The following is a 26,885-nucleotide window of genomic DNA, read 5'->3' as shown; positions in this document are numbered from 1 at the left end:
TTTACCCTAAAAATGACTAACGGGCTATTTTAACAGGTATCACCCAGGTCAAGGGGAGAAATGCACAGGAAACCTTGACGGTTAATGGATTGTTAAAAGTTGGGTAGGAAAATTTGAGAATAGAGGGCCAGCAAGCGATCGCCCCAAAATAGACTCAATAAGGCTCCTCCGGCCAAAAAAGGACCAAAGGGGAATCCCTGTCGTTGTTTCAGTTCTCCAATCGCGATCGCCAATCCCCCAATGATTGCCCCTAAACTACAGGCGAGAAAAACAGAAACCAGCAGTAATTTCCAGCCTAACCAAGCCCCCATCATGGCCGCTAACTTGGGATCACCGTCTCCCATGGCTTCTTGACCCAACCAAAAAGTGCCGATAATGCGAATTAAATCCAATAACCAGAGACCTACTAAGGCTCCTCCCAAAGCTTGTATCAAAGCTTGAGCAAATTCTCCCCGTTGGCTACCCAAAAACAGTTGTAAGCTTAAACCCACCCCTAAACCCGACTTGGTTAAAACACTGGGCAAGGTCATCGTGTCCCAATCGATCAGAGCTAAGGCCAGCAAAAAACTGATTAATACCCAATAACTGAGAGTTTGACCTGTCCAACCAAATTGCATCAGAGTGAAACAAAAAAGTATCCCCGTTACTAATTCCACCAGGGGATAGCGCATTGAGATTTTCGTATGACACCAACGACATTTACCCTGTAACCAAAGCCAACCCAGGACAGGCACCTTTTCCGTTCTACCCAGGGAATGAAAACAATGCGGGCAACGAGAGGGAGGATGGATTAGAGAAAGACCCTCCGGCAGACGATAGACGACAACGTTGAGAAAGCTACCCACAGAAGCACCAAAGGCAAAGACAAAGGGTAAAATCCCCAATGTAAAGATTAAATCGGCTGAGATGGGCAAACTCATGTTCAGTAAAAGTTAATGATGAGTGGTGAAGACATTGCTGATACCGGTGGCTGGAGCGATCGCTAAGGTAAAGTCTTTGATTAACTGGTTTGCTGAAGTTTGTTTAAGAATTGTATGTTTTTCTGCCGATCTTAAAGAAGACCATAATAGGATAAATGGGTGATTGATCTACCCCATTGCTTCTAAATTCAGTGAATTCGTATGCCCAATTATCAACCTCCCGTGAGTCAACTGTTAACCTACTGCAATTGTGGTGAACACAAGGACTGGGCTAATTATCGAGAAGAATTTTCCCTCACCATTGATCATATCCCTGCCTTGATTGCTATGGCGGTCGATCTAGAACTGCTTAGTGCGGATTCTAGTTTGGAAGTTTGGGCACCGGTTCATGCCTGGCGTGCTTTGTATCAATTTGGCCCCGCCGCGATCGCGGCACTAGAACCCTTACTGACCTTACCGGGTCTTGTGCCAGATGATGACTGGATATTAATTGAAATCCCTAAAGTCATTGGTAACATGGGGGAATTGATTATTCCTGTCCTAGAGCAAGAATGGGACAATGCCGTCAAAGACGAGGATCAACGTATTTTTGTAGTGGAGTGTTTTAAGGAACTAGGAGAACACTATCCCCATTGCCAGGCCCAGATTAATACCATTGCTGCTCGCCATCTGGAAAACTATCGTCATGATACGGATGCGGTTAATGGCTTTTTGATCGCATTGCTCTGCGATTTTGGCGGGCGTGAAGCTTTGCCCCTGATTGAAAGAGTCTTTTTTGAAGACAAGTTAAATACGTTTATAGCCAACTGGGAAGATGTTCAGATTTCCTTTGAGATCAACGATCCCGATCCGAGTCAAGCCACTATCAAAGACATTATCCACCTAGCAGGACAATCGCGTCCTAAAGCCAAAGGATTTGGAGACACTCATGCCCAAAGTTCTCCCACGAGTAAATCTGCAAAAAGAAAAGGTAAGGGATAATTAACGGTGGGAATTTTTAGATAAGTTTGAAAGAGAGATTACCGAACCCAGTGCAACTCAGCAGAAAAATGGCATCAATGTCTAAAAAACCCAAGGAATTGTTGGAAATTATCGCTTTTTTCTCTGAGTCTTATTGACACAGCTTTCCAGTTAACCGCCATTCTAGCTGACAAGATGTACAGCAAACAACAGCGTGTAAAAATCTCTGTGCTAGAATTAGCAACACATAGGGCAAGCTGAGGTGATGGATTAGATTATGTTTGAACGCTTCACAGAAAAAGCTATTAAAGTAATCATGCTCGCACAAGAGGAAGCCCGTCGCCTCGGACATAACTTCGTGGGGACGGAACAGATTCTTTTGGGCTTGATTGGTGAAGGCACTGGAGTCGCCGCCAAGGTTTTGAAGTCAATGGGGGTCAATCTCAAGGATGCCCGTATTGAAGTTGAAAAAATTATCGGGCGCGGTTCAGGGTTTGTGGCGGTGGAAATTCCCTTCACCCCCAGGGCAAAACGAGTTTTGGAGCTTTCCCTCGAAGAAGCCCGCCAACTGGGACATAACTATATTGGGACAGAACACCTACTCCTCGGTTTAATTCGAGAGGGTGAAGGTGTGGCTGCTAGAGTTTTAGAAAATCTGGGGGTTGACCTAACCAAGGTTCGTACCCAGGTGATTCGGATGTTGGGCGAAACGGCGGAAGTCGGTGCAGGTGTCGGTGGCGGCGGTGGTCGTCAGAAAACGCCTACCCTGGACGAATTTGGCTCGAATTTAACCCAATTGGCGGCGGACGGTAAACTTGATCCCGTTGTCGGTCGGCAAAAGGAAATTGAACGGGTGATCCAAATCCTGGGTCGTCGTACCAAGAATAATCCCGTTTTAATTGGGGAGCCTGGGGTCGGTAAAACCGCGATCGCCGAAGGATTGGCCCAACGCATTGCTAATAAAGATATTCCCGACATTCTCGAAGAAAAACGGGTAATGACCCTGGATATTGGTTTACTCGTAGCAGGGACTAAATATCGCGGGGAATTTGAGGAACGCCTCAAGAAAATCATGGACGAAATTCGCACGGCGGGTAACGTTATCCTCGTGATTGATGAAGTCCACACTCTGATCGGAGCGGGTGCAGCAGAAGGGGCCATTGATGCGGCCAATATTCTCAAACCAGCTTTGGCTCGCGGTGAACTGCAATGTATCGGTGCAACCACGTTGGACGAGTACCGCAAACATATTGAACGGGATGCGGCCCTAGAGCGTCGTTTCCAACCTGTGATGGTGGGTGAACCTTCCGTTGCCGAAACCATTGAAATTCTCTACGGTCTGCGGGAACGTTACGAACAACATCACAAGCTCAAGATTTTGGATGAGGCTTTGGATGCGGCGGCTAAACTTTCCGATCGCTATATTTCCGACCGTTATTTGCCCGATAAGGCGATCGATCTGATTGATGAAGCGGGTTCGCGGGTACGTTTAATCAATTCCCAGTTGCCTCCAGAGGCCAAGGAATTAGATAAACAATTGCGCCAAATTCTTAAGGATAAGGATGATGCCGTTCGTTCCCAAAAATTCGATGAAGCGGGTAAACTCCGCGATCGGGAAATGGAGATCAAACAGCAAATCCGTGATATTGCCTCTGCCAAGAAAGGGACTCAAGGCGATGGTGATGAGGCCCAGGTGACATCAGAAGAAATCGCTCACATTGTCGCTTCCTGGACTGGTGTTCCCGTTCAAAAGCTGACGGAAAGTGAGTCTGACAAACTGATGCACATGGAAGACACTTTGCATCAACGACTGATTGGTCAAGAGGATGCTGTTAAAGCGGTTTCTCGTGCTATCCGTCGGGCGCGGGTTGGTCTGAAAAATCCCAATCGTCCGATCGCCAGTTTCATTTTCTCTGGGCCAACAGGGGTCGGTAAAACCGAGTTAACCAAGGCTCTGGCTGCCTACTTCTTCGGTTCGGAAGATGCCATGATCCGTCTGGATATGTCGGAATTTATGGAACGGCATACGGTTTCTAAGTTAATTGGTTCTCCTCCAGGCTATGTGGGCTATAACGAAGGCGGTCAGTTAACGGAAGCGGTACGTCGTCGTCCCTATACAGTTGTTCTTTTTGATGAAATTGAGAAGGCTCACCCCGACATCTTTAATATGCTGTTGCAGATTTTGGAAGATGGTCGTTTGACGGATGCCAAGGGTCGTACTGTTGACTTCAAGAATACTCTTCTAATTATGACCTCGAACATTGGTTCTAAGGTGATTGAGAAAGGTGGCGGTGGTCTGGGCTTTGAGTTTGAAACGGATCAAGCTGAGTCTCAATACAATCGCATTCGTGCCTTGGTCAATGAAGAGTTGAAGAATTATTTCCGTCCAGAGTTTCTTAATCGTTTGGATGAAATTATTGTCTTCCGTCAACTCAACAAGGAAGAGGTCAAGGAAATTTCCGAAATCCTTCTGCGCGAAGTCTTTGCCCGTCTCGTTGAGAAAAATATTGCTCTCAGTGTGACGGATAAGTTTAAGGAGCGTTTAGTGGAGGAGGGTTACAATCCTGCCTACGGTGCGCGGCCGTTACGTCGAGCGATTATGCGTTTACTGGAGGATGTCCTAGCGGAAGAAATTCTAACGGGTCGTCTGCGAGAAGGGTCTTCGGCTCTGGTGGATGTAAATGAGGAAGGCAAGGTTGTTGTTTCTCAGCCAGAAGTCCGTGATTTAGTTGGTGCTGGTGTTGAATAAATAGGGTTTCTCGGAATCCCCCTAAATCCCCCTTTCAAAGGGGGACTTTTTTTTGAGAGATAAGGGGCGATCGCACTATATAACCCACATTCCGTACTTGGCAACAAGAATTTTAATTAATACGAACAAGTCTAGATTAGCAGAAGTGCTTCCCCACAAAGGTTTCAGGAATCACAATCTGCTGATCAACAAAAGTACGCCTCTTTATGCAGTACAAAAGCACTGATAAGCGCACTACTATAGTCTTTCCTTCTCCGTCTATATCTAGTTTTGTGATGGCTAATGATGCCTGCATATAGCGTGTAAATTTTAAATTATTTATTTTCTTCTAATTGGTACGGAATATGGGATATAATTGCGTTGTCGAACTTATATGGTGAACTATGGGCTTCTTACCCCTTCTCCCTCAAAATGATCCCCAAATTGCTGAACGCGAGGCTGAACTGCATCAGCAGCAAGCTAAATACCAATACAACTACACCTACGTTGCCCCCCTTCCAATGGTGCAAAGCCTACCTTCGGCGGAGCAGCCCTCCCTGCGGTGGCTCCTCCGCGTACTAGACGCGTCGGTGAAACTAGTTCTCAACTCCCTCCAGGTGAAACACAAGGATTCCCTTCTTGACAAGATCGAAAACCTTGCCAGTTACGTTAAGTTCACTAAACTTTTGAGAAAGAATAATCCACAAGAAGTGGAGAAAGGCTTAGCGGATATTTTGAACACGATCCAAGCAGTTCAAGTCGAGGGACCGGGCAACAGTTGGCAGGAATATCAAGAGATTTTCCAAGCGATTCCCCTGCCAGCAATTAGCAAAGTCTTTACCGAAGATGCTGAATTTGCTTGGTTTCGGGTTGCGGGACCTAATCCCCTAGTCCTGGCGCGGGTAACGGACATCAGCCAATTGGATTGGCTCAGCGAAACTCAATATCAAAGCGTTTTTCCATCGGATACCATCGCTGCCGCCGTAGCAAGCGGTCGTTTATACCTCGCTGACTATAGCGTGCTGAGTACGGTAGAAGCTGGGTCGAACCCCAAACAAAAATATTTAACCGCCCCCTTGGCTCTCTTTGCAGTTAAAGCGGGCGCGCTGACCCCGGTTGCCATTCAGATTTCTCGCGGTGGTGCGGTTTTTACACCGACCACGGCTGATCAAACCACCAATGCCTATTGGACTTGGTTAATCGCAAAAACGATTGTGCAGATTGCCGATGCCAACTATCACGAATTGATTTCCCATTTGGGACGGACTCACCTTGTGGTTGAACCGTTTGTGATCGCCACCCACCGCCAATTGGCTCCAAACCATCCCCTCAATCTCCTGTTGGTGCCTCATTTTGAAGGCACGCTCAGCATTAATGATTTGGCGCAACGTTTTTTGATTCAGGCTGGAGACCCGGTAGACCAACTCTTGGCGGGAACGATTGAGGCATCTCGAACCCTAGCGGTACAAGGGGTAGAAACCTTTGGATTCAATGATCAATTGTTACCCGATACTTTTAAAAAACGTGGGGTTGAGGACAAAACCCTCCTGCCCGATTACCCCTATCGGGATGATGGTCTTTTGATTTGGAATGCGATTGAAGCATGGGTTACAAACTACCTATCGGTCTATTATCACGACGATGACGATGTGAGTCGTGACACTGAACTCCAAGCCTGGACTAAGGAACTGTTAGCTGGAGATGGCGGCAGAATCACCAACTTCGGTCAAGCAGGTGGCATTCAGACCCTGAGCTATCTTATCCAAGCCGCGACCTTGATTATTTTCACGAGCAGTGCCCAGCACGCAGCAGTGAACTTCTCCCAAAGCTCCTTGATGAGCTATGTACCCCCGATACCGATGGCGGGTTACATGCCTGCTCCTCTGACCAGCGATAGTGCGACCAAGCAGGACTACTTCGATCTGTTACCGCCGATCAGCCAAGCCCAAAGTCAATTGTCCCTAACCTATTTACTTGGGACAGTTTATTACACTAAACTGGGCGATTACACGGACTTGATTGATCCTCGCATTCAACTATCTTTAACCCAATTCCGAGATCAGCTCAAAGCTATTGAAGGACATATTCGTGCCATCAATGAAGATCGTAGCCGCCGTTATGCGCCCTACACCTACCTGATTCCTTCCTTCATCCCCCAGAGCATTAATATTTAATATGGCTAGCCCTAGCCCCTTGGTATGAAGGGCTCTTTTCTTCATCACACTTTTGGGTAAACTAAACCCATGAACCCAGAATGCGATCTCGTTTGAGACTGAGCGCGATCGCTGTTTTCTTATTGATTAAATTAAAACCGTGATGTCTTTGGGGAAATGTAAAGTGCGGTGGTACTATGCTCTTTTCTTGAAAAAACACCATTACTTGCTTGCTTGGAATTGAAGGCGGCGATCGCGAGAAAAAGGATATGATGGTATCGTGTTCCTACCTGTCAGTCATACCATGCAGTCGCAAAAAATATCAATTTCCTTACCGCCAGAAATGGTAGTGTTCCTAGACCATTATCAAAACAGCACAGGTTGTCGCTCCCGTTCTCAGGTAATCTCCGAAGCTCTTCAGTTATTGCGCTTACGCGAATTAGAAGAAGCCTATCGAGAAGCCTCCCTTGAAATTGATTCAACCTGGGAAAATACGGCAGGAGATGGACTCAGTGATGAAACGTGGTGAGATTTATTTTGCAAATCTTGATCCTTCTATCGGTTCCGAAACCGCAAAACGCCGTCCAGTTTTGATTGTTAGTAATGATATTAATATACTTCAAACGTTCATAATCTGAGATTTATCAAAGCGTTGAAATCGTAAGGTGAGCAGAGAATCAAGCTCCTCCTTATATTTTACGTTAGCATCCTCAAGACATCCTGAAATTGCTGCAGAAAACTGCGTAAAATCTTCATAATATTTTGCGTATAAACACTTCTTCTTCACAAACTTCCACAGTCTTTCAATTAAATTCAAGTTAGGAGAATAAGGAGGTAAGTACAGTAACTCTATTCCTAATGATTCTGCCAACTCCTGTACAATTCGGCATTTTTGATAACGAGCATTGTCTAATACCAACGTAATCGGTATTAATAGTCCTAATTCTGCTATCTTTTCTAGGAGTTCACAAACCTGAGTTCCCGTAATATAAGAACTGTTCGTTACCATAATTACTTCATGGGTAATTGCATTTAATGCTCCTAACACATTAAAACGTTTTCTCCCTGATGGTGACTTAATAAAAATCCTCTTGAAGCACCATATAAAATTTACAAATGCTCCCATTACAAAATGAGAGGCATCTACAAAGAAAACTGCCCTTTTTCCTGCTTTTGCCTCTTCTAGCCTTGGTTCTAGCTCTTTTTCTCTATAGCTATCCTGAGCTTCTACATCTGCTTTTGATGGAATTGTTCCCACCTTTAGACACCTCATTCCTATTGACTTTAAAAATTTTCTGACTTGCGTCGGACTTCTTTTTATTCCTGTTAATTCTTCTATTCTTTTTACTGCTTCATTTATTGTTGCTGGTGGATTTGACTCAAAATATGCCTCAATTGTCCCTTGATGCTCTGTTAACTCGCTTTTCGGGCGATTAAATTTTATTTCTTTTAGTTTTTCTATCCCGCCCTCTTGATAATCACGGATATAGCTTGTCACCGTATTTACTGAAACTCCTGCGAATTGAGCAATTTTTTGATGAGACAATCCCTGACTTTTTAGCCATAAAACTTCCATCTTTAGCTGCACTCTAGGATGCGGGTGATTAAACCGACCGTAAGACAACAGTCTTTTGTCTTCTTCTGTAAATTCTAACTTAATCATTTCTCAGCCTCTTGACTAATTTTTCTATTTTTATTATATTATCTCTTATTTTTAGAATTCGCAACCTGTGACCGTGTTTAGTATAATCAGGCCGCAACGACAATAACGATTTTGCCAATCACCTCTAACGTCTCTAAAATCTACCCATTTGAAATTTTTCTACAACTTTCAGAAAGTGGTTTGCCGAAACCGTCCAAAATTCAATCTCAACAAATTAGAACAATATCTAAACAGCGTATTAATGGTGATCGTGTTGGTAGCTTAAATGATCAATTAATGAGTTTAGTTGATGCAGCCATTAGATTACATTTGGGTCTTTGATATAATCTAATCTATTGGGATAGATTTTATAGTGATCGCCATCCTTCTGTTGATTAAACTAAAAGTGCGATCGCTCTGGGGAAATGTTAAAGTGCGATCGTAATCTTCTTGTTGATTGAACTAAAAGCGCGATGTCTTTAGGGAAATGTTAAAGTTCGAGAGAGGCGATCACACAAAGAATCGTAAATTATAATGTATAGCAATAGCATCCTAACGTTTGCGTCTAATTTTGAGATTTGGGAGTTTTGAGCAGGAAAACTTAGTATGACTACTTATGCCATTGAAGTAACTGATTTAGCCATTGAAGAATTGAGCAATATTCGTGCATTTGAGCGTCGTCCAATTCTGGAGACAATTCGTCAACAACTCACCTACGAACCTACCGTTATTACACGAAATCGCAAACTTCTTGAATCTTTAATACCTAGTTTTGAATCAGTTCCCCCCATTTGGGAATTACGAGTGGGAGAATACAGAATATTCTATGATGTAGATGAAGGTGAAAAAATTGTTTACGTTCGAGCTATTCGCCGGAAAACACCTGAACAAACCACAGAGGATATAGTGTAATGAAACAACTAACCCTAGAACAACTATCAGAGCAAGTACAGGACTATATACGCTCTGCTCAAGGAGAACAAATCCTGATCACTGACAACGGTAAACCGATCGCTCTTTTGTTAGGATTAGAAAACTCTGAGCCAGAGCAATTAAACTTGCAATTGTCAGCACAATTTTGGCAAATGATTAGCGATCGCAGAAAACGCCCGACTGTCCCATTATCTTTAGTAGAAGCACAATTAATTGATTAAAGTTTAAAACTGCGATCGCTTTGGCTGTTGAAAGTGAGATCGCTGTCTTCTTGTTGATTAAACTTTAAAACCGCGATCGCCCTAAGAAAATATTAAAGTGCGATCGCTGTTTTCTTATTGATTAAATTAAAACCGTGATGTCTTTTGGGAAATGTAAAGTGCGGTGGTACTATGCTCTTTTCTTGAAAAAACACCATTACTTGCTTGCTTGGAATTGAAGGCGGCGATCGCGCGAAAAAGGATATGATGGTGTCGTGTTCCTACCTGTCAGTCATACCATGCAGTCGCAAAAAATATCAATTTCCTTACCGCCAGAAATGGTAGCGTTCCTAGACCATTATCAAAACAGCACAGGTTGTCGCTCCCGTTCTCAGGTAATCTCCGAAGCTCTTCAGTTATCAGTTATTGCGCTTACGCGAATTAGAAGAAGCCTATCGAGAAGCCTCCCTTGAAATTGATTCAACCTGGGAAAATACGGCAGGAGATGGACTCAGTGATGAAACGTGGTGAGATTTATGGCTCTTCCCCCAACTGTGTGGAAAGTGTATAATAGTAATACCACAGTAGGAGGTGGAGTATGTGGATAAACTTGGATGAGCTACTAGGTTTGCCAAAGGTAACAGTCGTAAACTATCGAGAAATAGATGGTGCTTTGTTCTTAAAATTAAAAATGAAAAACGAAGTAATGGAATGTCCAAATTGTCATAAAGAATTGGAAGATATAAATCAAATAGAATATAATTTGGTTCGGGATTTATCCCTATTGGGAAAGAAAGTATATCTGGAAGTGCCCCGCCGCCAGTTCCATTGTGAAAAATGTCAGAAATACATAGGGCTTGCTGAAAAAAGCTGAAACCTTTACGGAGAAAAATAGTAGGCGAATTAAGAACCGCTAGAATGCACGAAAATAGGGTAGAATGCCTCAAAACCATTGCATTAAGAAGAGAGAAAGCAGATGTACCGAAAGCAACAGTACTCAATTGAAACACCAGAAAACTTGAAAAATCTGTTCGGCGGGCAGTTAGACGAAGAAAATCGTTGGATAGAAATGTCAAAAATGATTCCCTGGGAAGAATATGAGGAAGAATATGCAAAAAACTTCACAGAAAAAAAAGGAGCCCCAGCCAAATCATTTAGAATGGCATTAGGAGCATTAATTATCAAAGAAATTTCAGGAAAAAGTGACAGAGAAACAGTAGAACAAATAAAAGAGAACCCTTATTTACAGTACTTTATAGGAATGGAAAGCTATAGTAGCAAAGAAGCATTTAATGCGTCAATGATGGTTCATTTTCGTAAAAAAATAGGAATGGAATTAATAAATAAAATTAATAAAGAAATAGAAAAAAAAGCGACGGGTGTAGCGTCAGAAAAAAAAGAAAATGAAGGAAAGTTATTGTTAGATGCGACTTGTACACCAGCAGATATAAAATATCCAACGGATATAGGAATATTGAATGATGCCAGAGAAAAAACAGAAAAAATAATAGATAAGCTGTATGAAGAAATAAAAGAGGGTTCTCCTGAACAAAGAGTGATAATTAAAGCTTATCATGAAAAGCAAGCTAAAAAACGATTTCGCATATTATCAAAGTTCATAAATCCATAAGCTTGACGCTTGATTAGTTTAAGACGATTATTGATGCCTTCCATTGCCCCATTCGTCGTTCGACTCAAAAAGTAGTTACAAATAGAGTCCAAATTCCTACGAATTGTGCTAATTACATCTGTATAAATGCTCTTTGCATTCTCTAACCATTCTGTAAATTTTAATCTTCCTTCTTCCTTATCATTTACTTTTTCATATATCTCTCTAAATGACTCTTTATATTCATACGCTTTACGCAAACGAGCAGATTGCTTTAACACCAATTCTAGTTTTTCTAACTCTTCCTCTTTTAGGTCTTCTTTATTTTTTAATAATAGCCACTTTTCTCCCTTGATTTTTACATTCAATTTTGTCTGTTTACGGATTTTATTCAATTCTTCATTCAACGCCTTCATTACATGAAATCTATCTGTTACAATTACTGCATTCGGAAATACTTTTTCTATTACTTTAGGAAATCCTCCCCACATATCTACACTCACTTGTTCTACTCCTTCCCTCACCTCTAATTCTTTCTCCATCAGCACTTCGATGATTTTATCTTGTTGATGACTATCTATCACTTCTATTAATTCTCCTTTCTCTATATCTCCTAACACTGTTACAAAATTCTGATGACCTTTTCGTTTCGCTATTTCATCCATCCCGAGGTGTTTTACTCCTTGCCAATCTTTTTTTTTAGCTTCACATTGACGTTGGTAAATTCCATTCACTTGATCCCATGATAGAGATTCCTCTCTACCTACTTGTTCCACACTGCTCACATTTACTCGTCCATAAATATATTCTTCATACCTCACTGTGTATTTCCTACGGGCTTCCATAAATTCTAGATTTTCTGTAAAAAACCTTTGACAATCTTTACAGTAAAATTTACGACGAGGGACTTTCAGATATACCATTTGACCAGAGATAGACAAGTCCCTTACTAATACACTGTTCGTCTGATGTAATTCATCCGTTAAGCTACCACAATAATTACATTTGACTTCTTCCTCTTGACAACTCAGTATTAAAAACGCTTGTTTTCCCTCTTGAATCACATTTCTTATGTTTACCTTTGGCAAATCTACCAGATTTTCTAGAAAAAATAACATTGATGCCATCCTCATATAGTGTATCTTATTATACATCTTCTACCGCAAAGCCAGAAGAACCTAAAAGAGAAAAGGAAAGAAAAGCCGAGGACTTATAGGGAAGTGGCAAGAAAAGAGTACTTAGCCATAGCAAAAAAACGTCGTGTGTCAAAAAAAGAAAGAAGAAAAGGGGGGAGCATCTCACCTTTGCAATAAGTAGAAATACTTAACGAGGTAAATGAAAGAGTCAAAAAAGGTAATCATTTAAATAGGAACAGCGATGACGAAGTACTTGTGGTACATTGTCAGAATTCCAACTCGCACCAGTAATTTTAAGACGATGACCAATTTGTTTAACTTGAGATTCGACAGAGCCAGAGCCAATAGAAATGCCCTCTGCCTGCAAATAACCATAATTGACAATCCGATGTTTATGCTTGTTTAAATAAATGATAAAATTCTCAGCTTGAGGCTCTGACCATCCCTCAAAACAGGAGATAGCGGCATCCACTTCACCCGTCCAAAGAAAAGACTTGACCTCCTCAATTCGCTGGGGAGCATCTCACTTATGCAATAAGTATTAATACTTATGGGCAGAAAAATAAGACTTTGAACTTTATCGAACTTTATCAAAAAAAGAAATGAGAGTATAATAGTCGAGACCCACTTTCCAAAATCTATCCCAATTGAGGAACAATCTCATGTTATCAGTGTTATCAGAAAATGAAAAAAGGATTCAAGAGTTATGTCAAGAGTTGGGAGAATGTCTCTATCAACAATCTCAAGTTAAAACATTTAATAATTTGGGCGAAATAGAGGAGACTGTCAGAGACTTAATGATTCAGTATGTCAACCCAGAAATAGGTATTTTTTTGTCAAAACAAGTACCGAGGAAACCACAGGTCGGATACGAACAGTAAAAAGTATTTTGGGGGAATTGCCCATTACAGAAAAACAAGCGAAGAAATTAGAACTAAAGCCTCGAACTCAGATGAGTCCAATGTTAGAGAAGAACTGTTTGCTACTGAGTGGCGATGAGTCTTATGAAAAAGCAGCTAAGAAAATCCAATCATTGACGGGAATTGCTGTTTCTCACAGTACGCAACAACGCCTTGTACATCGCTATCATTTTGAAGAATTACCCTCTAACACAGAAGTCGAAGAAATTAGCATAGATGGTGGGAAGGTACGACTCAGAACTCCCAAGGGAGAACCCTTAATTTGGCGTGATTATAAAGGAGTCAGTTTTCATCAATTGGGGGTAGCTGCCTTTTTTCAAGATAACTCGGCTTTATTAGATTTGGTTAATTCTCAAATTTTGGCTAAGCCTTTAATTTGTTTGGGAGATGGACATGATGGTATCTGGAACTTATTTCGTGAGATAGGACAGAAACATGAGCGAATTGAAATTTTGGACTGGTATCACTTAATTGAAAACCTCTATAAAGTTGGGGGGTCATTCCAGCGAATTGAGGAGGTCAAGTCTTTTCTTTGGACGGGTGAAGTGGATGCCGCTATCTCCTGTTTTGAGGGATGGTCAGAGCCTCAAGCTGAGAATTTTATCATTTATTTAAACAAGCATAAACATCGGATTGTCAATTATGGTTATTTGCAGGCAGAGGGCATTTCCATTGGCTCTGGCTCTGTCGAATCTCAAGTTAAACAAATTGGTCATCGTCTTAAAATTACTGGTGCGAGTTGGAATTCTGACAATGTACCACAAGTCCTTCGTCATCGCTGTTCCTATTTAAATGATTACCTTTTTTGACTCTTTCATTTACCTCGTTAAGTATTTCTACTTATTGCAAAGGTGAGATGCTCCCGTCTTTTGGTTCTACCAGAGTTGCTAGGTAAAATTAAGAAACAGAAGCAAAACTTAGCTCACATCGTAGCACAAAGTTGTCGAAGTTTCTAAACCCATAACTGCGTCTCTTAATTACCTTTAGCTTATTATTTATTCCTTCTACAACCCCTTGAGTTGTTCTATTATCAAAATAAGCCACTATCTCCCCTAACCATCTTCTTATTACCCCACAACTCTTCGGTAAATAGTATATCGCTTTTCGCATCCAGTTGGTTATTCTTAATAAACCATCCGCCCAGTTTTCACAGGTGTTAAATATCTGTCTTAGCTTTTCTTTTAGGCGATACGTACTCCCCAGCTCCTCATAATTTTTGAGGATATCATCCATTTTTTTCACCTCTTCTTCTTCCAAGTCTTCCCGATTTTTCAGTAAGACATATTTGCTATTTTTAAGTATTTCTAACTGGCTTTTTAATTCCTGTTTCTTCTTTTTGTTTTTTGCTTTTTTGATCCTTAATTCCATTTCTCTTTTCGCACTTCTTCTCGCTTTATCTAACTCCTCATTAATCTGCTTCATTACATGAAATCTATCCACCACTACCTCCGCTTCTGGCATCATTTCTTCCGCCACTTTTTGATAGGGTCTCCACATATCTATGCTTACCTCCTCAATACCTAAAAGCACTTCTTCCCCCCATTCTTTCATGTATTTTATCAATTCTTCCTTGTTTCGCTTTTCTAATATCCCTAACAGCTCCCCCGTTTCTATATTTACTAATACTGCACAATAATTCTGCTTACCTTTTTCTAACGCTATTTCATCTATCCCTAACTTTTTCAGCCCTACTGGCTTCCCCTTTTTTAGTTCTTCTCCTTTGTCTTTTAGCATTGTTTGAATTTCTTGCTCACTCACTTCATTATTGAGCGCTGTATTTTTTATGTCACTATTGATGACTTCTTTGATAATCTTCTCTACCATTCTATTGGTAAATTTTCTGTTTTTCTTCACATAGCTTAATTCTTCGACAAATTTATGACCGCACTTTTGACATCTCATTTGACGACGATTAATATTTAAATGAACCATTTTACCCATCATCGGTAAATCTCTAATCAACTGGCTATCATTTCTATTTACTCTACCCGTTTTGCTTTGACATTTAGGGCATTCTACTATTGGACATTTATTCTCCACTGAAATGACTAGACCGAACTCAGGTATGAATCCAAAATTGATGACTTTTACATCATCTAAGTCTAAACATTTAGTTAAAAGGCTTAATTCACTATTAGAAGGCATAGGTTAACTTTATTAAAATACAATGATAACTGAAAGGCAATAAAATGCTTTTGGAGAAAATCCAAAACTTTATATTATGCTTTAAAACCATTTCTGAGAAAGGATTACAGCAATTATAGCATAAACTTCCCATGAACTTTATTGAAGTTTTATAATCTAGTTTTACCTCATAAGTTCGGTAGAGCCAGTCTTTTTTTCCTTTTCTATTACTAAATTCGTCTAAACTTATCTTTTCTGGTAATTCCCATTCCTTCTTTTCTGCCTGCTTTGCATACTCTTCAAATATTGATTCCAATGTTCCCCAACTTATTTCTTCTTCTTGCCTTACCTCTTCTACATTTTTCTTTTTTACTTGCTCATAAATCTTTTCTTCATAACGAATTGTATAATGTTTTCTTAGCCGCATAAAGTCCAGTCTTTCTGTTATGTAGGGCTTGCTGAAAAAGTCAAAAAACGAAAGAAATGTGGGTTAGGGAAGTATGGACTGAAAAAGCATAGATAACTTATCCTTATGGAAACAAATCAAAATACAGATTTTGTTTAATCTATTGTTCCTTTCTGTCTAAAAAGGTCAACACAAATCACTCCTCACAAAAGAGAGGAAAATTAACACCATTTTTCACAAGAAAAACGACTCTACAACTTTTTACTTTTTGTTTTCTTTTTTGTCTTCTGAAGTAGAGTAGAAAGATTCATTACCAAAAAGTTCATCGCAATTACCGTTTCCGAGGTCTCAGGTAGTTTGGCCATCACTCGACCAAGACTAAATTTCCTCTTTCCCTGTCCGAATTTACCCTCAATGGCATTACGCACTCTTTCATCTGAGCGTGCCTCTTTCTTTTTTTCTTTGCTCACCTCTTTCGGCGGTCTTCCCAATCGGGGACCACTCATTCTTATATCCCTTTCTTTACAATAAGCTCGATTCGCTTTTGTTCGATAGATTTTATCCACATGAACCGATTCCGGATAACATCCTGTTTCCCTTTTATATTCTTCTATTCGCGCTTGTAAATCTCCCGATTCGTTGTAATTATCCCAACTTAATTTGTCTAAGAAGACAAAGCCATTCACATTACTTGCCGATATTTTAGCTCCAAACTCTACTGCTTTTCCCGCTTTTCCACGCACTATTGGACGCACGTGAGGTTGGCTTACACTCACAATTCTGTTTTCTACTTTATTTGTCTTTTTTTCATACATTTCTAACTGTTGCTCATACACTTTTCCTATCGTTACAAGCTCTTCTTGCTCTTTTTTCGTTAGTTTTTCTAACTTTGCTCCCTCTTCTATCATTTTTTCTATATCAGACAAGTTTCTTTTTATATATCCTAGTTGTTTTTTTGTTCCTTTTCGGGAGCATCCCAGATTTGCAATGAGTAAAAGTACTCAGGCAATAGCTTCATTGAGATAAGCACAGCGTAATCTCAATATTTGAGGAACGTTTTCTGACTTCCAACAAGCCCCTGCTATTTGTATTCTCTTGCCAATTTGTTTGATTTTTGACTCTACACTTCCTGAGCCAATGCAGATACCTAAGTCTTGATAGAGTCCATAATCTGGCATTCTGCTTTCATGTTTCTTCATATAATTGATGAAGTTAATTGCTTCCTTTTGTTTTGAACCGTTCAATTCTTTAATTGCTGAATCTTGCTCCCCTTGCCATAAGTACGTCTCTATTTGCCTCTTTACCTTTTTTGAAACTTTCACTTTATGGATATTTTCCACCAAGTGATACCAATCCAATACTTCCCTTCTTTCGTCTTTATCCCTTATCTTTTCTATCAGATTCCAAATCCCATCATGTCCATCTCCTAAGCAAGTTACTACTCTCGCTAATGGTTGATTATTTGTCCAAGCGATTAATTCTTCCTGCGCTTGAAAAAATGCCGCACATACCTGACCATGTAAGCTTACTGCTTTATAATTTTTCCAGATACTTTCTTCGCCTACGCTCGTTCGTATTCTTACTGTTCCGCCATCTATGCTTAGACTTTCTATTTTCCCTTTACCTTGAGCTTCTTGAAATTCATACCCTAATGCTAATCGGTGTTGACTGCTTTTTGAGATGGACATTCCCGTCGTCATCTTGATTGTTTTTTCTCCTCTCTCAAATGACTCACAGGCTACAATATTTAAGCAGCATTTTTCTAAATAAGGACTCACTTGTTTATTTTTTTCTAACCCTAGCTTTTTCGCCTGTTTTTCTGTAATTTTTACTTTTCCGATAATACTGTCCACTGTTCTTTCTCTTCCTGCTTTTGTTCCTGTTGCTGTTTCACAAAAAAAACGGCCAATAGCTGGACTTACGACCGTCAACATTTGCTCTCGTACCGCTAGTTCTATACTTTCAAAGCTTTTCAAGTCTTCTTTTTGCGTATTTCTGACCATGATTTCTGCGATAGCTTTGAGATGGTCGTCTAATTTTTGCTTATCTTCAACGTTCATTTTTTGTACTCCAATTTTTATAACTTTTTAGATTATCCCCTTTTCCCTTCTTTGTAACTAAGCATTTATACTTACTGCAAATTTGGGATGCTCCCGTCGGCATTAACCAAGGAATTAAATTTATCTTTTGTAAAAAAGTTGTCTTTAACGTCAATCGCTTTGCAAATGCAAGGAAGTAAATACTTTTCATCTATTCCATACTGACTTGCTTTTGATTTTGAAAAAATAAAATACTCGTTTGCCCCTGTTGCAATTCCACGAACAACTTTAGCAACACTTGAGAAAGGAATTAAATTTTTATATTTAATTCCGTTTTGTGCTTGATAGTATTTACGCCACTTAATTTCTGGGTCAAGCTCATTATAGGTATATGTAGAATTATCATCACTTTTAACATAATAGTTTGCAATGTAGGCCTGAATATTTTCCAATTCATCAATTTTTTTGATTGTCGAAAACTTCACTTTTTGATAATTCTTATCATTTGAGCAGAAGAGAATACAGGCAGTTGTTAGGGCATCATCAAAAACATTTTCTTCAAAGTCGAAAACGATAATATGTCTTAAAATTTTGTTTTTGATTAGAGCCGATTTTACAAGTTTGCCATAATCTGAATTTAAAAACTCAGAAGGAATTATATAGGCAAGCCTGCCGTTGGTATTTAACTGATAAATAGACTTTAGCAGAAAAAGTGCGTAAATATTTGTAAAGCCATTAAGTTTTATTTTTAAATGATTCTCAATTTCATTCAAGATTGTTTTATTGTCGTAATCGTGGAACTTAAAATAGGGTGGATTGCATATAATACCGTCATATTTATTGTTCCAATCATTGAACATATAATCTTCTAAATGAATGTCAACTTTTGGTATATCGTGAAAAATCTCTTTTGCTTCTGCAAAAATTGTTTCATCAATATCAAAGCCTTTAATCGAAAGCTCGGATTTTTGCTTAGTAAGGCTCTGGAAAAAACGCCAAGCCCAAAAGCTGGTTCCAAAACAGTGTTTAGATTTTGGTTTCCTAACAACCAATCAGTCATTAATGATGCTAACTGAAAAGGAGTGAAGAATTGGGCAAATTTTTTCCTATGCTCTAAAGAAATTGATTTAGAGTAGCTTTTTTCAACCTGATTGTTTGTTGATAACGATATGTCTTTTAAATCTATCATTAGAACTCTTCTATATCAATACCAAGAATGTTAATCAAATTATCAACATTAAGATATGCCGTTCCACCGTTAAAGGTTACATAAAACAAAAGTCGCCCCCTATCCATTTCCAGGGTAATCGCATATTAGTAGAGTGGAATCAAAAAAGAAATCTAGCTTAAAAATAGACTATATCAAAAACTAAAAAGAGAGGCACTGGTATCGTCTAGCTAGAAGCTACAAACGTTGCAATACGAGAGGTTCAAGAAATCAGGCGAATTTGGAGTAAGTCCTCCCAAGTTAACCCTTTTTCAATTATACCGAGAGCTACAGCAGGAACTTCTCTAGTCGTAAAATGGCTGCGAACAAAGTTATGAACCATCCAGAAAATATCTAGGACTCGCTGTAATCCCACAACAGATTTAGCATAAGTATTTGTACGACGACGAAAGGCGGCTAAATAGCGTCGGATAGAACTATTAAATGCCTCAACGTGGTTGGCATGGATGTCCTTTTCTTCTGGTTTTTCTGTTGTCTCTGGATGTTCTGGTTTCGGAGTTTCTACTTTCTTTAGTTTACCCTCAGAATCTCGACGTTTACTACTCTTATTTTTTAGTCTTACCACAAGACCCTTCGGTAATACTTTGGTGGGACGACCTCGCTTTCCAGTCCTTAATACTTCGTGACAAATATTAAATAGCATTGACTATATCGCTTTTCTCCATCTGTAAATAACTGGAGAGATTCTGCACTCATTTCAAATAATTCCGCTACCGTCATCATTGCCTCTAGAAATAATTTCTGCTCTTTTCGACCACATTTTAAATGCCAAATAAAGCGGCTTGCCCTGTCCATGAGAACGATTGTCCACCCCTCAGAGGCACTTGCTTCTTTATTTTTTCCAACTTTTGTGTATAGTTCATCCCCTTCTATTACTAATTTAACAAATTCATTCACTAAGGCGTATAAAAATAATGTCTCTTGTAATCCTGATAATTTCTTTTCCCAATTCAATATTGTTGTTTTCGCGTAGCCGAATACTCGGACTGCGGCATTTAATCCTATTCCTTCCATTCTAGCTTTTAATACTTTTACAATTTCACTTAATGGGGTTTCTAAGCCAGCGATTACGCTACCATAAGTCTCAGCAAAACAAGAACTACATTCTTGACAAATGAACATTTTACGTTCCCCGTTACCTTTCGTTTGATAATGAGAATGTATTTTTACTTTTTCACTATAGCAATGAGGACAGTTTTTCTTGAATAAGGCATCCTCTTTCTCTTGGCACAAGCCAACATCATTCAGGATTTCCATAGAGCTTTTCTTTAATATTGACATTGTTTTCTGTTTCCTTCTTCTTTGATATAATGACAATAATAATAGTACAATAAAAATGGGCCGATGTCTAGTCTTAAACTATTTTTCTATTTTCTCAAAGCCTTACACCATAACTTTTTCCAACTTTGATCAGACGATACCAGTTCCAAAAGAGAAGAAAATCAACTTAAACTCTAAAAGATTAAGTAATTTCGCTAATTCATAATTGTTGGTACTGGTATCGTGTGATCAAAGCTAGAAAAAGTTATGGTGTAAGGCTTTGAGAAAATAGAAAATAACTTACGACTGGACATATTCCCGTTTTTGTTATACTATTATTATTGTCATTATATTAAAGAAAGGGAAAACGGAAAGCAATGTCAACATTGAATAAAAGCTCAATTGACCTCCTAAGTGATATTGGCTTACCTCAAGAGAAAGAGGAAGCCTTATTTCAGAAAAACTGCCCTCATTGCTATAGTGAAAAAGTAAAAATACATTCTCATTACCAAACGAAAGGTAACGGGGAACGTAAAATGTTCATCTGTCAAGAATGTGGTTCTTGTTTTGCTGAGACTTATGGTAGCGTAATCGCTGGCTTAGAAACCCCATTAAGTGAAATTGTAAAAGTATTAAAAGCCAGAATGGAAGGAATAGGATTAAATGCAGCAGCCCGAGTATTCGGCTACGCAAAAACAACAATATTGAATTGGGAAAAGAAATTATCAGGATTACAAGAGACATTATTTTTATACGCCTTAGTGAATGAATTTGTTAAATTAGTAATAGAAGGGGATGAACTATACACAAAAGTTGGAAAAAATAAAGAAGCAAGTGCCTCTGAGGGGTGGACAATCGTGCTCATGGACAGGGCAAGCCGCTTTATTTGGCATTTAAAATGTGGTAAAAAAGAGCAGAAATTATTTCTAGAAGCAATGATGACGGTAGCGGAATTATTTGAAAGGAGTGCAGAATCTCTCCAGTTATTTACAGATGGAGAAAAGCGATATAGTCAACTGCTATTTAATATTTGTCACGAAGTATTAAGGACTGGGAAGCGAGGTCGTTCCACCAAAGTATTACCGAAGGGTATGGTGGTAAGATTAAAAAATAAGAGTAGTAAACGTCGAGATTCTGAGGGTAAACTAGAGAAAGTAGAAACTCCGAAAACTGAACATCCTGAGACAACAGAAAAACCAGAAGACAAGGATGTTCATGCCAACCACGTTGAGGCATTTAATAGTTCTATCCGACGCTATTTAGCCGCCTTTCGTCGTCGAACAAATACTTATGCTAAATCTGTTGTGGGATTACAGCGAGTGCTAGATATTTTCTGGATGGTTCATAACTTTGTTCGCAGCCATTTTACGACGAAAAAAGTTCCTGCGGTAGCTCTCGGTATAATTCAAAAAGGGTTAACTTGGGAGGACTTACTCCAAATTCGCCTGATTTGTTGAACCTCTTGTATTGCAACGTTTATAGCTTCTAGCTAGACGATACCAGTGCCTAATTGTTGGTGTCAATATTTTGCCAATCCTCCTATTTGGGGCTTGCTGAATAAGGATGAAATCCTTGCTAGACAATACTTTCAGGCATTTTACAAACGATCAGATGCAAGGCTATGGCATTTGGAGGCTCAAAATCCATGCACTTTGCTGGAAAAATGTGAGGTAAAACTGGAAACTGAGCTCTGAAGTCACCATTTTTCGCGCCCTGTGGCATCTAGGTTCGTTTTGTGGACTTTTTCAGCAAGCCCTATTTGAAGCTAAATATACTCATGAATATCACTCCCGTGAACTAGCTGCTAAAACCTGTAGAAGAAAATTGTTGTCCATCGCCGCCAAATAACGCTTCATCTTCAAGCTTTTTTGAGATGGCTCATGTTTAAGCAAATTAATACTTAAACGACGGAGCAAGCCCAAATTATCAGCCGCATTACCTTGACGCACTCGACTCGCATCCTCATTAAAAGTGACATCTAAAACCCAATGCAGACTATTTTCAATACTCCAGTAAGAACGAATCACATGGCTATGACGTTCGGCATCCGTAGGAAGACTGCTAATATAATAGCGAAACGTCTCTGTTGTTTTATGACCGAATTGAGTTTTACTTTTAACCATCACAACAGTTGCTAAACCGACCCACTGATTTTGGCGATGCAATGCGGAAAGCTGATTGATTGACACTGTCCAGACTTGACGAGTTTCTAAACGGTAATGTCCTTTTTCTGTCTTCTCATGATAACTGTATTCAATTCCTTGCCAGTTCTGAGCGACCGCTTGTTTAAACCAATCCCTAACTTGTTTATTAAGTTTGCCCTGATTTCCTTTGAGAGCCAATACATAGTCACCTTCACCTTGCTTTATTTGTTTTGCGATTTCTGTCTGCGTTCCCATTGCATCTAGGGTTACTACTGCCCCCTTGATGTTAAGTAACTTCAGTAACAAGGGGACTGCTTTTATTTCATTAGATTTACTATCTACTTTCTTTTGCGCTAACATCAGTCCCCGCTCACTACTCCACGCACTTATGCTGTGTAACGCATTTAGTCCTTTTTCCCTATCATAAGAACCTCTTTTCGTTTTTCCATCTATCTGTATCAGCTCTATGTCCATTTTCTCCGTTAGACTGCTTATCCAGCTCAGAAAACTTTTTTCTAGTTCTTCTGTTTCTAACATTCCAAATACTCTTCCAAAGGCAGGGCAAACGCATCTTATCCGAGTAAAACCTTAAGGAGATAGTCCTCGTCCCAACCAGCGCGTAGCCGTTTATTCTTGATACCAAGTTTCAGAGTATTTTCCTTTGTGAGCAAGTTAAGAGCGATATGGCGTAAGACGGCTAAATTCTCAGGAGCAAAATCCTTACGAATGCGACAAGCATCCTCGTTGAAGGCCAAGTCTAGAACCCAATGTAAAGAGTTTTCTATCAACCAATGACTACGAACAGATTGGGATAATTTTTGAGCATTACTCGGCAGGCTACTGATATAGTAGCGGGTCTCATACTCTGTTTTGTCTTTCAATCGTCTCTCCGCTTTAATCATACAGATGCTCGTCAACTTTGCCCATTTCTCCCCACCCAGCAAAAATTCTGTTTGTTCCATCGTCCAGCAACGGCGAATTTCAATCCGTCCATGTCCCTTGTCTATTGTTTGATGAAAATCATGCTTAATTCCCGCAAAATTAACCGATTGAGCATGAGCAAATAATTGTTCAACATCCTCACATAGATTACCTTGATTGCCTTTCAATGCCAAAACATAATCTCCCCCTCGCCCTACTATCTGTTGGGCAATCTTTGTCTGAGTTCCCATGGCATCAATCGTTACGATACAACCTTTGACCTCTAGCATTTTCAGGAGTTTGGGTATCGCCGTGATTTCATTCGATTTGCTTTCCACCTTGCACTGTCCTAGTACTAGACGATTTGCTGTTGCCCATGCACTTACCATCTGAATTGCGCCCTTTCCGTTGGCATTATCATAGGAGTGGCGAAGGGTTTTGCCGTCAATCGCTATCACTTCCCCTTCACTTACCTCCGCTATACTTTTGACCCAATGCAGAAAACAGTCTTGAAATTGCTCTGGATTCAGACTAGCAAATACACGCGCAAACGTATCGTGGGAGGGGATGCCATTTGGCAATTCCAAAATTTTTTTTAGCCATTGATGTTTAGCCTTGCCGAAACTTTCCATGGCTACCCAACCTTCTGCTCCACAAATGACGGCTAAGATGGCAATCGTTAGAATATCAATGAGTTTATGCCGTTTTGTTCGTTCGATGCGAGGGTCATCTATTTCGGCAAAGTGTTCTACCAGTCTATATTTGGGTCGGAGTTTCATCGCTTTTGTTTTCTATGCACTTTCCCTTATTTTCCCTTATCCATCCCTCTATAATGTTCTTGTATCTGTATCATTTTTAGATGCGTTCGCCCTGACTTCTCCTTCACTTACCTCCGCTATACTTTTGACCCAATGCAGAAAACAGTCTTGAAATTGCTCTGGATTCAGACTAGCAAATACACGCGCAAACGTATCGTGGGAGGGGATGCCATTCGGCAATTCCAAAATTTTTTTTAGCCATTGATGTTTAGCCTTGCCGAAACTTTCCATGGCTACCCAACCTTCTGCTCCACAAATGACGGCTAAGATGGCAATCGTTAGAATATCAATGAGTTTATGCCGTTTTGTTCGTTCGATGCGAGGGTCATCTATTTCGGCAAAGTGTTCTACCAGTCTATATTTGGGTCGGAGTTTCATCGCTTTTGTTTTCTATGCACTTTCCCTTATTTTCCCTTATCCATCCCTCTATAATGTTCTTGTATCTGTATCATTTTTAGATGCGTTCGCCCTGAAGGAGAAGTGATAGCGATTGACGGCAAAACCCTTCGCCACTCCTATGACAATGCCAACGGAAAGGGCGCAATTCAGATGGTAAGTGCATGGGCAACAGCAAATCGTCTAGTACTAGGACAGTGCAAGGTGGAAAGCAAATCGAATGAAATCACGGCGATTCCTAAACTCCTGAAAATGCTAGAGGTCAAAGGTTGTATCGTAACGATTGATGCCATGGGAACTCAGACAAAGATTGCCCAACAGATAGTAGGGCGAGGGGGAGATTATGTTTTGGCATTGAAAGGCAATCAAGGTAATTTATGTGAGGATGTTGAACAATTATTTGCTCATGCTCAATCGGTTAATTTTGTGGGAATTAAGCATGATTTTCATCAAACAATAGACAAGGGACATGGACGGATTGAAATTCGCCGTTGCTGGACGATGGAACAAACAGAATTTTTGCTGGGTGCGGAGAAATGGGCAAAGTTGACGAGCATCTGTATGATTAAAGCGGAGAGACGATTGAAAGACAAAACAGAGTATGAGACTCGCTACTATATCAGTAGCCTGCCGAGTAATGCTCAAAAATTATCCCAATCTGTTCGTAGTCATTGGTTGATAGAAAACTCTTTACATTGGGTTCTAGACTTGGCCTTCAACGAGGATGCTTGTCGCATTCGTAAGGATTTTGCTCCTGAGAATTTAGCCGTCTTACGCCATATCGCTCTTAACTTGCTCACAAAGGAAAATACTCTGAAACTTGGTATCAAGAATAAACGGCTACGCGCTGGTTGGGACGAGGACTATCTCCTTAAGGTTTTACTCGGATAAGATGCGTTTGCCCTGTAAAACGACCTCGCTCTCCATCCAGAATGTGAGCGACTCCCTACAAAATAATTACTCTCTTAAATCACATCAGCATAGTATGATGATAAGCAGAAAAGCCCAAGTCTGAAAGCAACGCAACCCTTAGTGCATGCGCCCCAAAGTAAGTTGATTAGTGCCAATACCCAAATACCGTCATTTTTGTCTTTAAAGAATTGTTGAAAAATATACGCCTGATGTGAGTTGGGGCATGGAATGGCATAAACTCGTTTAATTGATGCTTTCTCTAATTAAAGGGGGGGCTAAAACCCTTGCTGACTATTAGGTTATTTTAACTCACATCAAACGTAATATAGAAACGATCATTCTGTCTGCACAATTATGATATCATAGTCAACCATAAATTTAGTTGTTTAAAATTTTTCCTTATTTATGACTGCAAGTCCCCTAGCTGTTTCCCCCGATTTGACCACTCGACTAGTCAGTGGACTATTAAATATTAAACCTATCTGGGCGATCGCCAAAAAACAGGCCCGCAGTATGATGATCAAACGGGCAGAACGGTTAGGGATTCCCTGGCGAGAAACCGTGTATCAGTTGCAGAATCATGACTGGCAAAGCGATTGGGCTACGCTTCATAATGCCGATTTAAGCTATCCCGATTATTACCAAGCCTCCTTTCATGGCTACGATCAAGGCCATTTATGTTGGGATGCGGCCTTTGAATTTGAGGTAGCCGCTAATGCAGTTCATTCTAGTCTTTATCCTGAAGCCGGAGCCAAGGGCGATCGCTGTTTAAGAGATAGCTATCACGATATTCTTAAGGCAAAATTAAGTTATGAACCTAAGCAGATTTTAGACTTACATTGTACCGTTGGTTTAAGCACTTTTATTTTGCAAGAAAGTTATCCCCATGCAAAAGTGACAGGCTTAGATTTTTCCCCTTACTATATCGCCCTTGCCCACTATAACGGACAGATAAAGCAAACTCATATTGATTGGATTCATGCCTTACCTGAAGCAACTGGATTAGCCGATCAATCCTTTGATTTAGTTTCCGCCTTTCTCCTTTTCCATGAAATGCCTCAGGAACCCACCCGTCGTATTTTTCGTGAAGTTCGTCGTTTAGTTGCTCCTGGCGGTTGTTTTACCCTGATGGATATGAATCCCCGTTCCCAGGCCTATCTGACCATGCCTCCCTACGTGATGACTTTACTTAAAAGTACTGAACCCTTTATGGATCAATACTTTGCCTTGGATCTGGAACAGGAATTACTAGCCGCCGGTTTTGATCAAGTGGAAATTATGCCGAATAGTTCGCGTCATCGTACCGCGATCGCCAGAGTGTCGGCTTAAAAATCTTGAACAATGAAACACTAAATTAATAAGGGCAAGCACATGTTTACTTCATGGTCAAAAGCAGACAAAGATCAAAAAATACGGATTCGGAAATATCAGCAATA

23 protein-coding genes and 6 pseudogenes are annotated in these 26,885 nt (G+C 40.0%); 15 read left to right on the top strand and 14 right to left on the bottom strand.

The features are described 5' to 3' along the window. Positions 1-92: 92 nt before the first annotated feature. A complete protein-coding gene (locus tag KA717_20160; protein UXE58397.1) occupies positions 93-920 on the bottom strand; it encodes an A24 family peptidase in 828 nt (275 codons plus the stop codon). Between the two features lie 201 nt (positions 921-1,121). Between KA717_20160 and KA717_20155 the strand changes: the two genes are divergently transcribed. From KA717_20155 to KA717_20135, 5 genes are all read left to right on the top strand, one after another. Beyond that, positions 1,122-1,901 carry a hypothetical protein gene (locus tag KA717_20155; protein ID UXE58396.1) on the top strand — a complete coding sequence of 260 codons (780 nt, stop codon included), beginning with the start codon at positions 1,122-1,124 and terminating at the stop codon, positions 1,899-1,901. Between the two features lie 256 nt (positions 1,902-2,157). After that, positions 2,158-4,629: an ATP-dependent Clp protease ATP-binding subunit gene (locus KA717_20150; protein UXE58395.1), complete on the top strand. Its 2,472-nt coding sequence runs from the start codon at positions 2,158-2,160 to the stop codon at positions 4,627-4,629. 383 nt (positions 4,630-5,012) lie between these two features. Further along, complete coding sequence (locus KA717_20145; GenBank protein UXE58394.1) at positions 5,013-6,782, top strand: lipoxygenase; 1,770 nt, start codon at positions 5,013-5,015, stop codon at positions 6,780-6,782. Positions 6,783-7,104: 322 nt separating this feature from the next. Then, positions 7,105-7,290 carry a hypothetical protein gene (locus KA717_20140; protein UXE58393.1) on the top strand — a complete coding sequence of 62 codons (186 nt, stop codon included), beginning with the start codon at positions 7,105-7,107 and terminating at the stop codon, positions 7,288-7,290. Next, positions 7,277-7,399 (top strand): type II toxin-antitoxin system PemK/MazF family toxin, encoded by a 123-nt coding sequence (locus KA717_20135; protein UXE58392.1) that lies wholly within the window; start codon positions 7,277-7,279, stop codon positions 7,397-7,399. Before KA717_20140 ends, KA717_20135 begins: the two co-directional genes overlap by 14 nt. Here KA717_20135 and KA717_20130 read toward each other — a convergent pair. Then, positions 7,381-8,424 (bottom strand): IS630 family transposase, encoded by a 1,044-nt coding sequence (locus tag KA717_20130; GenBank protein ID UXE58391.1) that lies wholly within the window; start codon positions 8,422-8,424, stop codon positions 7,381-7,383. The genes KA717_20135 and KA717_20130 overlap by 19 nt on opposite strands. A gap of 111 nt (positions 8,425-8,535) precedes the next feature. On the opposite strand from KA717_20130, the gene KA717_20125 reads away from it, so the two are divergent. From KA717_20125 to KA717_20105, 5 genes and pseudogenes are all read left to right on the top strand, one after another. Continuing rightward, the gene (locus KA717_20125) at positions 8,536-8,745 is read left to right on the top strand and encodes a type II toxin-antitoxin system PemK/MazF family toxin (GenBank protein ID UXE58390.1); all 210 of its coding nucleotides are present in this window, start codon (positions 8,536-8,538) and stop codon (positions 8,743-8,745) included. A gap of 264 nt (positions 8,746-9,009) precedes the next feature. After that, complete coding sequence (locus tag KA717_20120; GenBank protein UXE58389.1) at positions 9,010-9,315, top strand: type II toxin-antitoxin system RelE/ParE family toxin; 306 nt, start codon at positions 9,010-9,012, stop codon at positions 9,313-9,315. Then, on the top strand, positions 9,315-9,557 hold the full coding sequence (locus tag KA717_20115) for a type II toxin-antitoxin system prevent-host-death family antitoxin (protein UXE58388.1): 243 nt from the start codon (positions 9,315-9,317) through the stop codon (positions 9,555-9,557). Before KA717_20120 ends, KA717_20115 begins: the two co-directional genes overlap by 1 nt. Positions 9,558-10,134: 577 nt before the next feature. Further along, positions 10,135-10,389, top strand: a pseudogene (locus KA717_20110) (transposase family protein). A 123-nt stretch (positions 10,390-10,512) separates the two neighbouring features. Further along, a pseudogene (locus tag KA717_20105) lies at positions 10,513-11,067 on the top strand (transposase). A gap of 41 nt (positions 11,068-11,108) precedes the next feature. Here the strand turns inward: KA717_20105 and KA717_20100 are convergent. After that, positions 11,109-12,263, bottom strand: a complete 1,155-nt coding sequence (locus KA717_20100; protein UXE58387.1) for an ISL3 family transposase — start codon at positions 12,261-12,263, stop codon at positions 11,109-11,111. An 18-nt stretch (positions 12,264-12,281) separates the two neighbouring features. Here KA717_20100 and KA717_20095 point away from each other — a divergent pair, with 18 nt between their 5' ends. After that, entirely contained in the window at positions 12,282-12,458 is a 177-nt protein-coding gene (locus KA717_20095; protein ID UXE58386.1) for a hypothetical protein, read from the top strand. A 31-nt stretch (positions 12,459-12,489) separates the two neighbouring features. Here the strand turns inward: KA717_20095 and KA717_20090 are convergent. After that, a pseudogene (locus tag KA717_20090) lies at positions 12,490-12,795 on the bottom strand (ISKra4 family transposase). A 157-nt stretch (positions 12,796-12,952) separates the two neighbouring features. Here KA717_20090 and KA717_20085 point away from each other — a divergent pair. Further along, positions 12,953-14,010 (top strand): ISKra4 family transposase gene (locus tag KA717_20085; protein ID UXE64729.1). Its coding sequence is split into 2 segments (ribosomal slippage): positions 12,953-13,109 and positions 13,109-14,010, totalling 1,059 coding nucleotides; the frame shifts between segments, so codons are not numbered across the junction. 88 nt (positions 14,011-14,098) lie between these two features. Here KA717_20085 and KA717_20080 read toward each other — a convergent pair. The 7 genes and pseudogenes from KA717_20080 to KA717_20050 form a co-directional block, all read right to left on the bottom strand. Beyond that, the gene (locus tag KA717_20080) at positions 14,099-15,346 is read right to left on the bottom strand and encodes an ISL3 family transposase (GenBank protein UXE58385.1); all 1,248 of its coding nucleotides are present in this window, start codon (positions 15,344-15,346) and stop codon (positions 14,099-14,101) included. Continuing rightward, entirely contained in the window at positions 15,336-15,752 is a 417-nt protein-coding gene (locus KA717_20075) for a hypothetical protein (protein UXE58384.1), read from the bottom strand. Before KA717_20075 ends, KA717_20080 begins: the two co-directional genes overlap by 11 nt. Positions 15,753-15,982: 230 nt before the next feature. Beyond that, positions 15,983-16,687, bottom strand: a pseudogene (locus KA717_20070) (transposase). A gap of 45 nt (positions 16,688-16,732) precedes the next feature. Continuing rightward, a complete protein-coding gene (locus KA717_20065) occupies positions 16,733-17,791 on the bottom strand; it encodes an ISKra4 family transposase (GenBank protein ID UXE58383.1) in 1,059 nt (352 codons plus the stop codon). A gap of 71 nt (positions 17,792-17,862) precedes the next feature. Continuing rightward, complete coding sequence (locus KA717_20060) at positions 17,863-18,822, bottom strand: SAM-dependent methyltransferase (protein ID UXE58382.1); 960 nt, start codon at positions 18,820-18,822, stop codon at positions 17,863-17,865. Between the two features lie 378 nt (positions 18,823-19,200). Then, positions 19,201-19,641: a hypothetical protein gene (locus KA717_20055; GenBank protein UXE58381.1), complete on the bottom strand. Its 441-nt coding sequence runs from the start codon at positions 19,639-19,641 to the stop codon at positions 19,201-19,203. Beyond that, positions 19,611-20,279 carry a hypothetical protein gene (locus tag KA717_20050; protein UXE58380.1) on the bottom strand — a complete coding sequence of 223 codons (669 nt, stop codon included), beginning with the start codon at positions 20,277-20,279 and terminating at the stop codon, positions 19,611-19,613. The genes KA717_20055 and KA717_20050 overlap by 31 nt, the downstream gene beginning before the upstream one ends. A 356-nt stretch (positions 20,280-20,635) precedes the next feature. On the opposite strand from KA717_20050, the gene KA717_20045 reads away from it, so the two are divergent. Then, positions 20,636-21,715: an IS1 family transposase gene (locus tag KA717_20045; protein UXE58379.1), complete on the top strand. Its 1,080-nt coding sequence runs from the start codon at positions 20,636-20,638 to the stop codon at positions 21,713-21,715. 327 nt (positions 21,716-22,042) lie between these two features. Here KA717_20045 and KA717_20040 read toward each other — a convergent pair whose 3' ends face one another. The 3 genes and pseudogenes from KA717_20040 to KA717_20030 form a co-directional block, all read right to left on the bottom strand. Next, on the bottom strand, positions 22,043-22,939 hold the full coding sequence (locus tag KA717_20040; protein ID UXE58378.1) for an ISAs1 family transposase: 897 nt from the start codon (positions 22,937-22,939) through the stop codon (positions 22,043-22,045). A 35-nt stretch (positions 22,940-22,974) separates the two neighbouring features. After that, a complete protein-coding gene (locus KA717_20035) occupies positions 22,975-24,102 on the bottom strand; it encodes an ISAs1 family transposase (protein ID UXE58377.1) in 1,128 nt (375 codons plus the stop codon). 93 nt (positions 24,103-24,195) lie between these two features. Next, positions 24,196-24,519 (bottom strand): annotated as a pseudogene (locus tag KA717_20030) (ISAs1 family transposase). 93 nt (positions 24,520-24,612) lie between these two features. Between KA717_20030 and KA717_20025 the strand changes: the two are divergent. Then, a pseudogene (locus tag KA717_20025) lies at positions 24,613-25,428 on the top strand (ISAs1 family transposase). Between the two features lie 426 nt (positions 25,429-25,854). Next, positions 25,855-26,778 carry a class I SAM-dependent methyltransferase gene (locus KA717_20020; GenBank protein UXE58376.1) on the top strand — a complete coding sequence of 308 codons (924 nt, stop codon included), beginning with the start codon at positions 25,855-25,857 and terminating at the stop codon, positions 26,776-26,778. Positions 26,779-26,885 lie beyond the last annotated feature (107 nt).

Origin of the sequence: Woronichinia naegeliana WA131 (genome assembly GCA_025370055.1) — a bacterium.
In the GTDB taxonomy this organism is placed as follows: Bacteria; Cyanobacteriota; Cyanobacteriia; order Cyanobacteriales; family Microcystaceae; genus Woronichinia; species Woronichinia naegeliana.
Note: the sequence above shows the minus strand (reverse complement) of the source record. Positions and strands in the feature narration are given on the sequence as shown.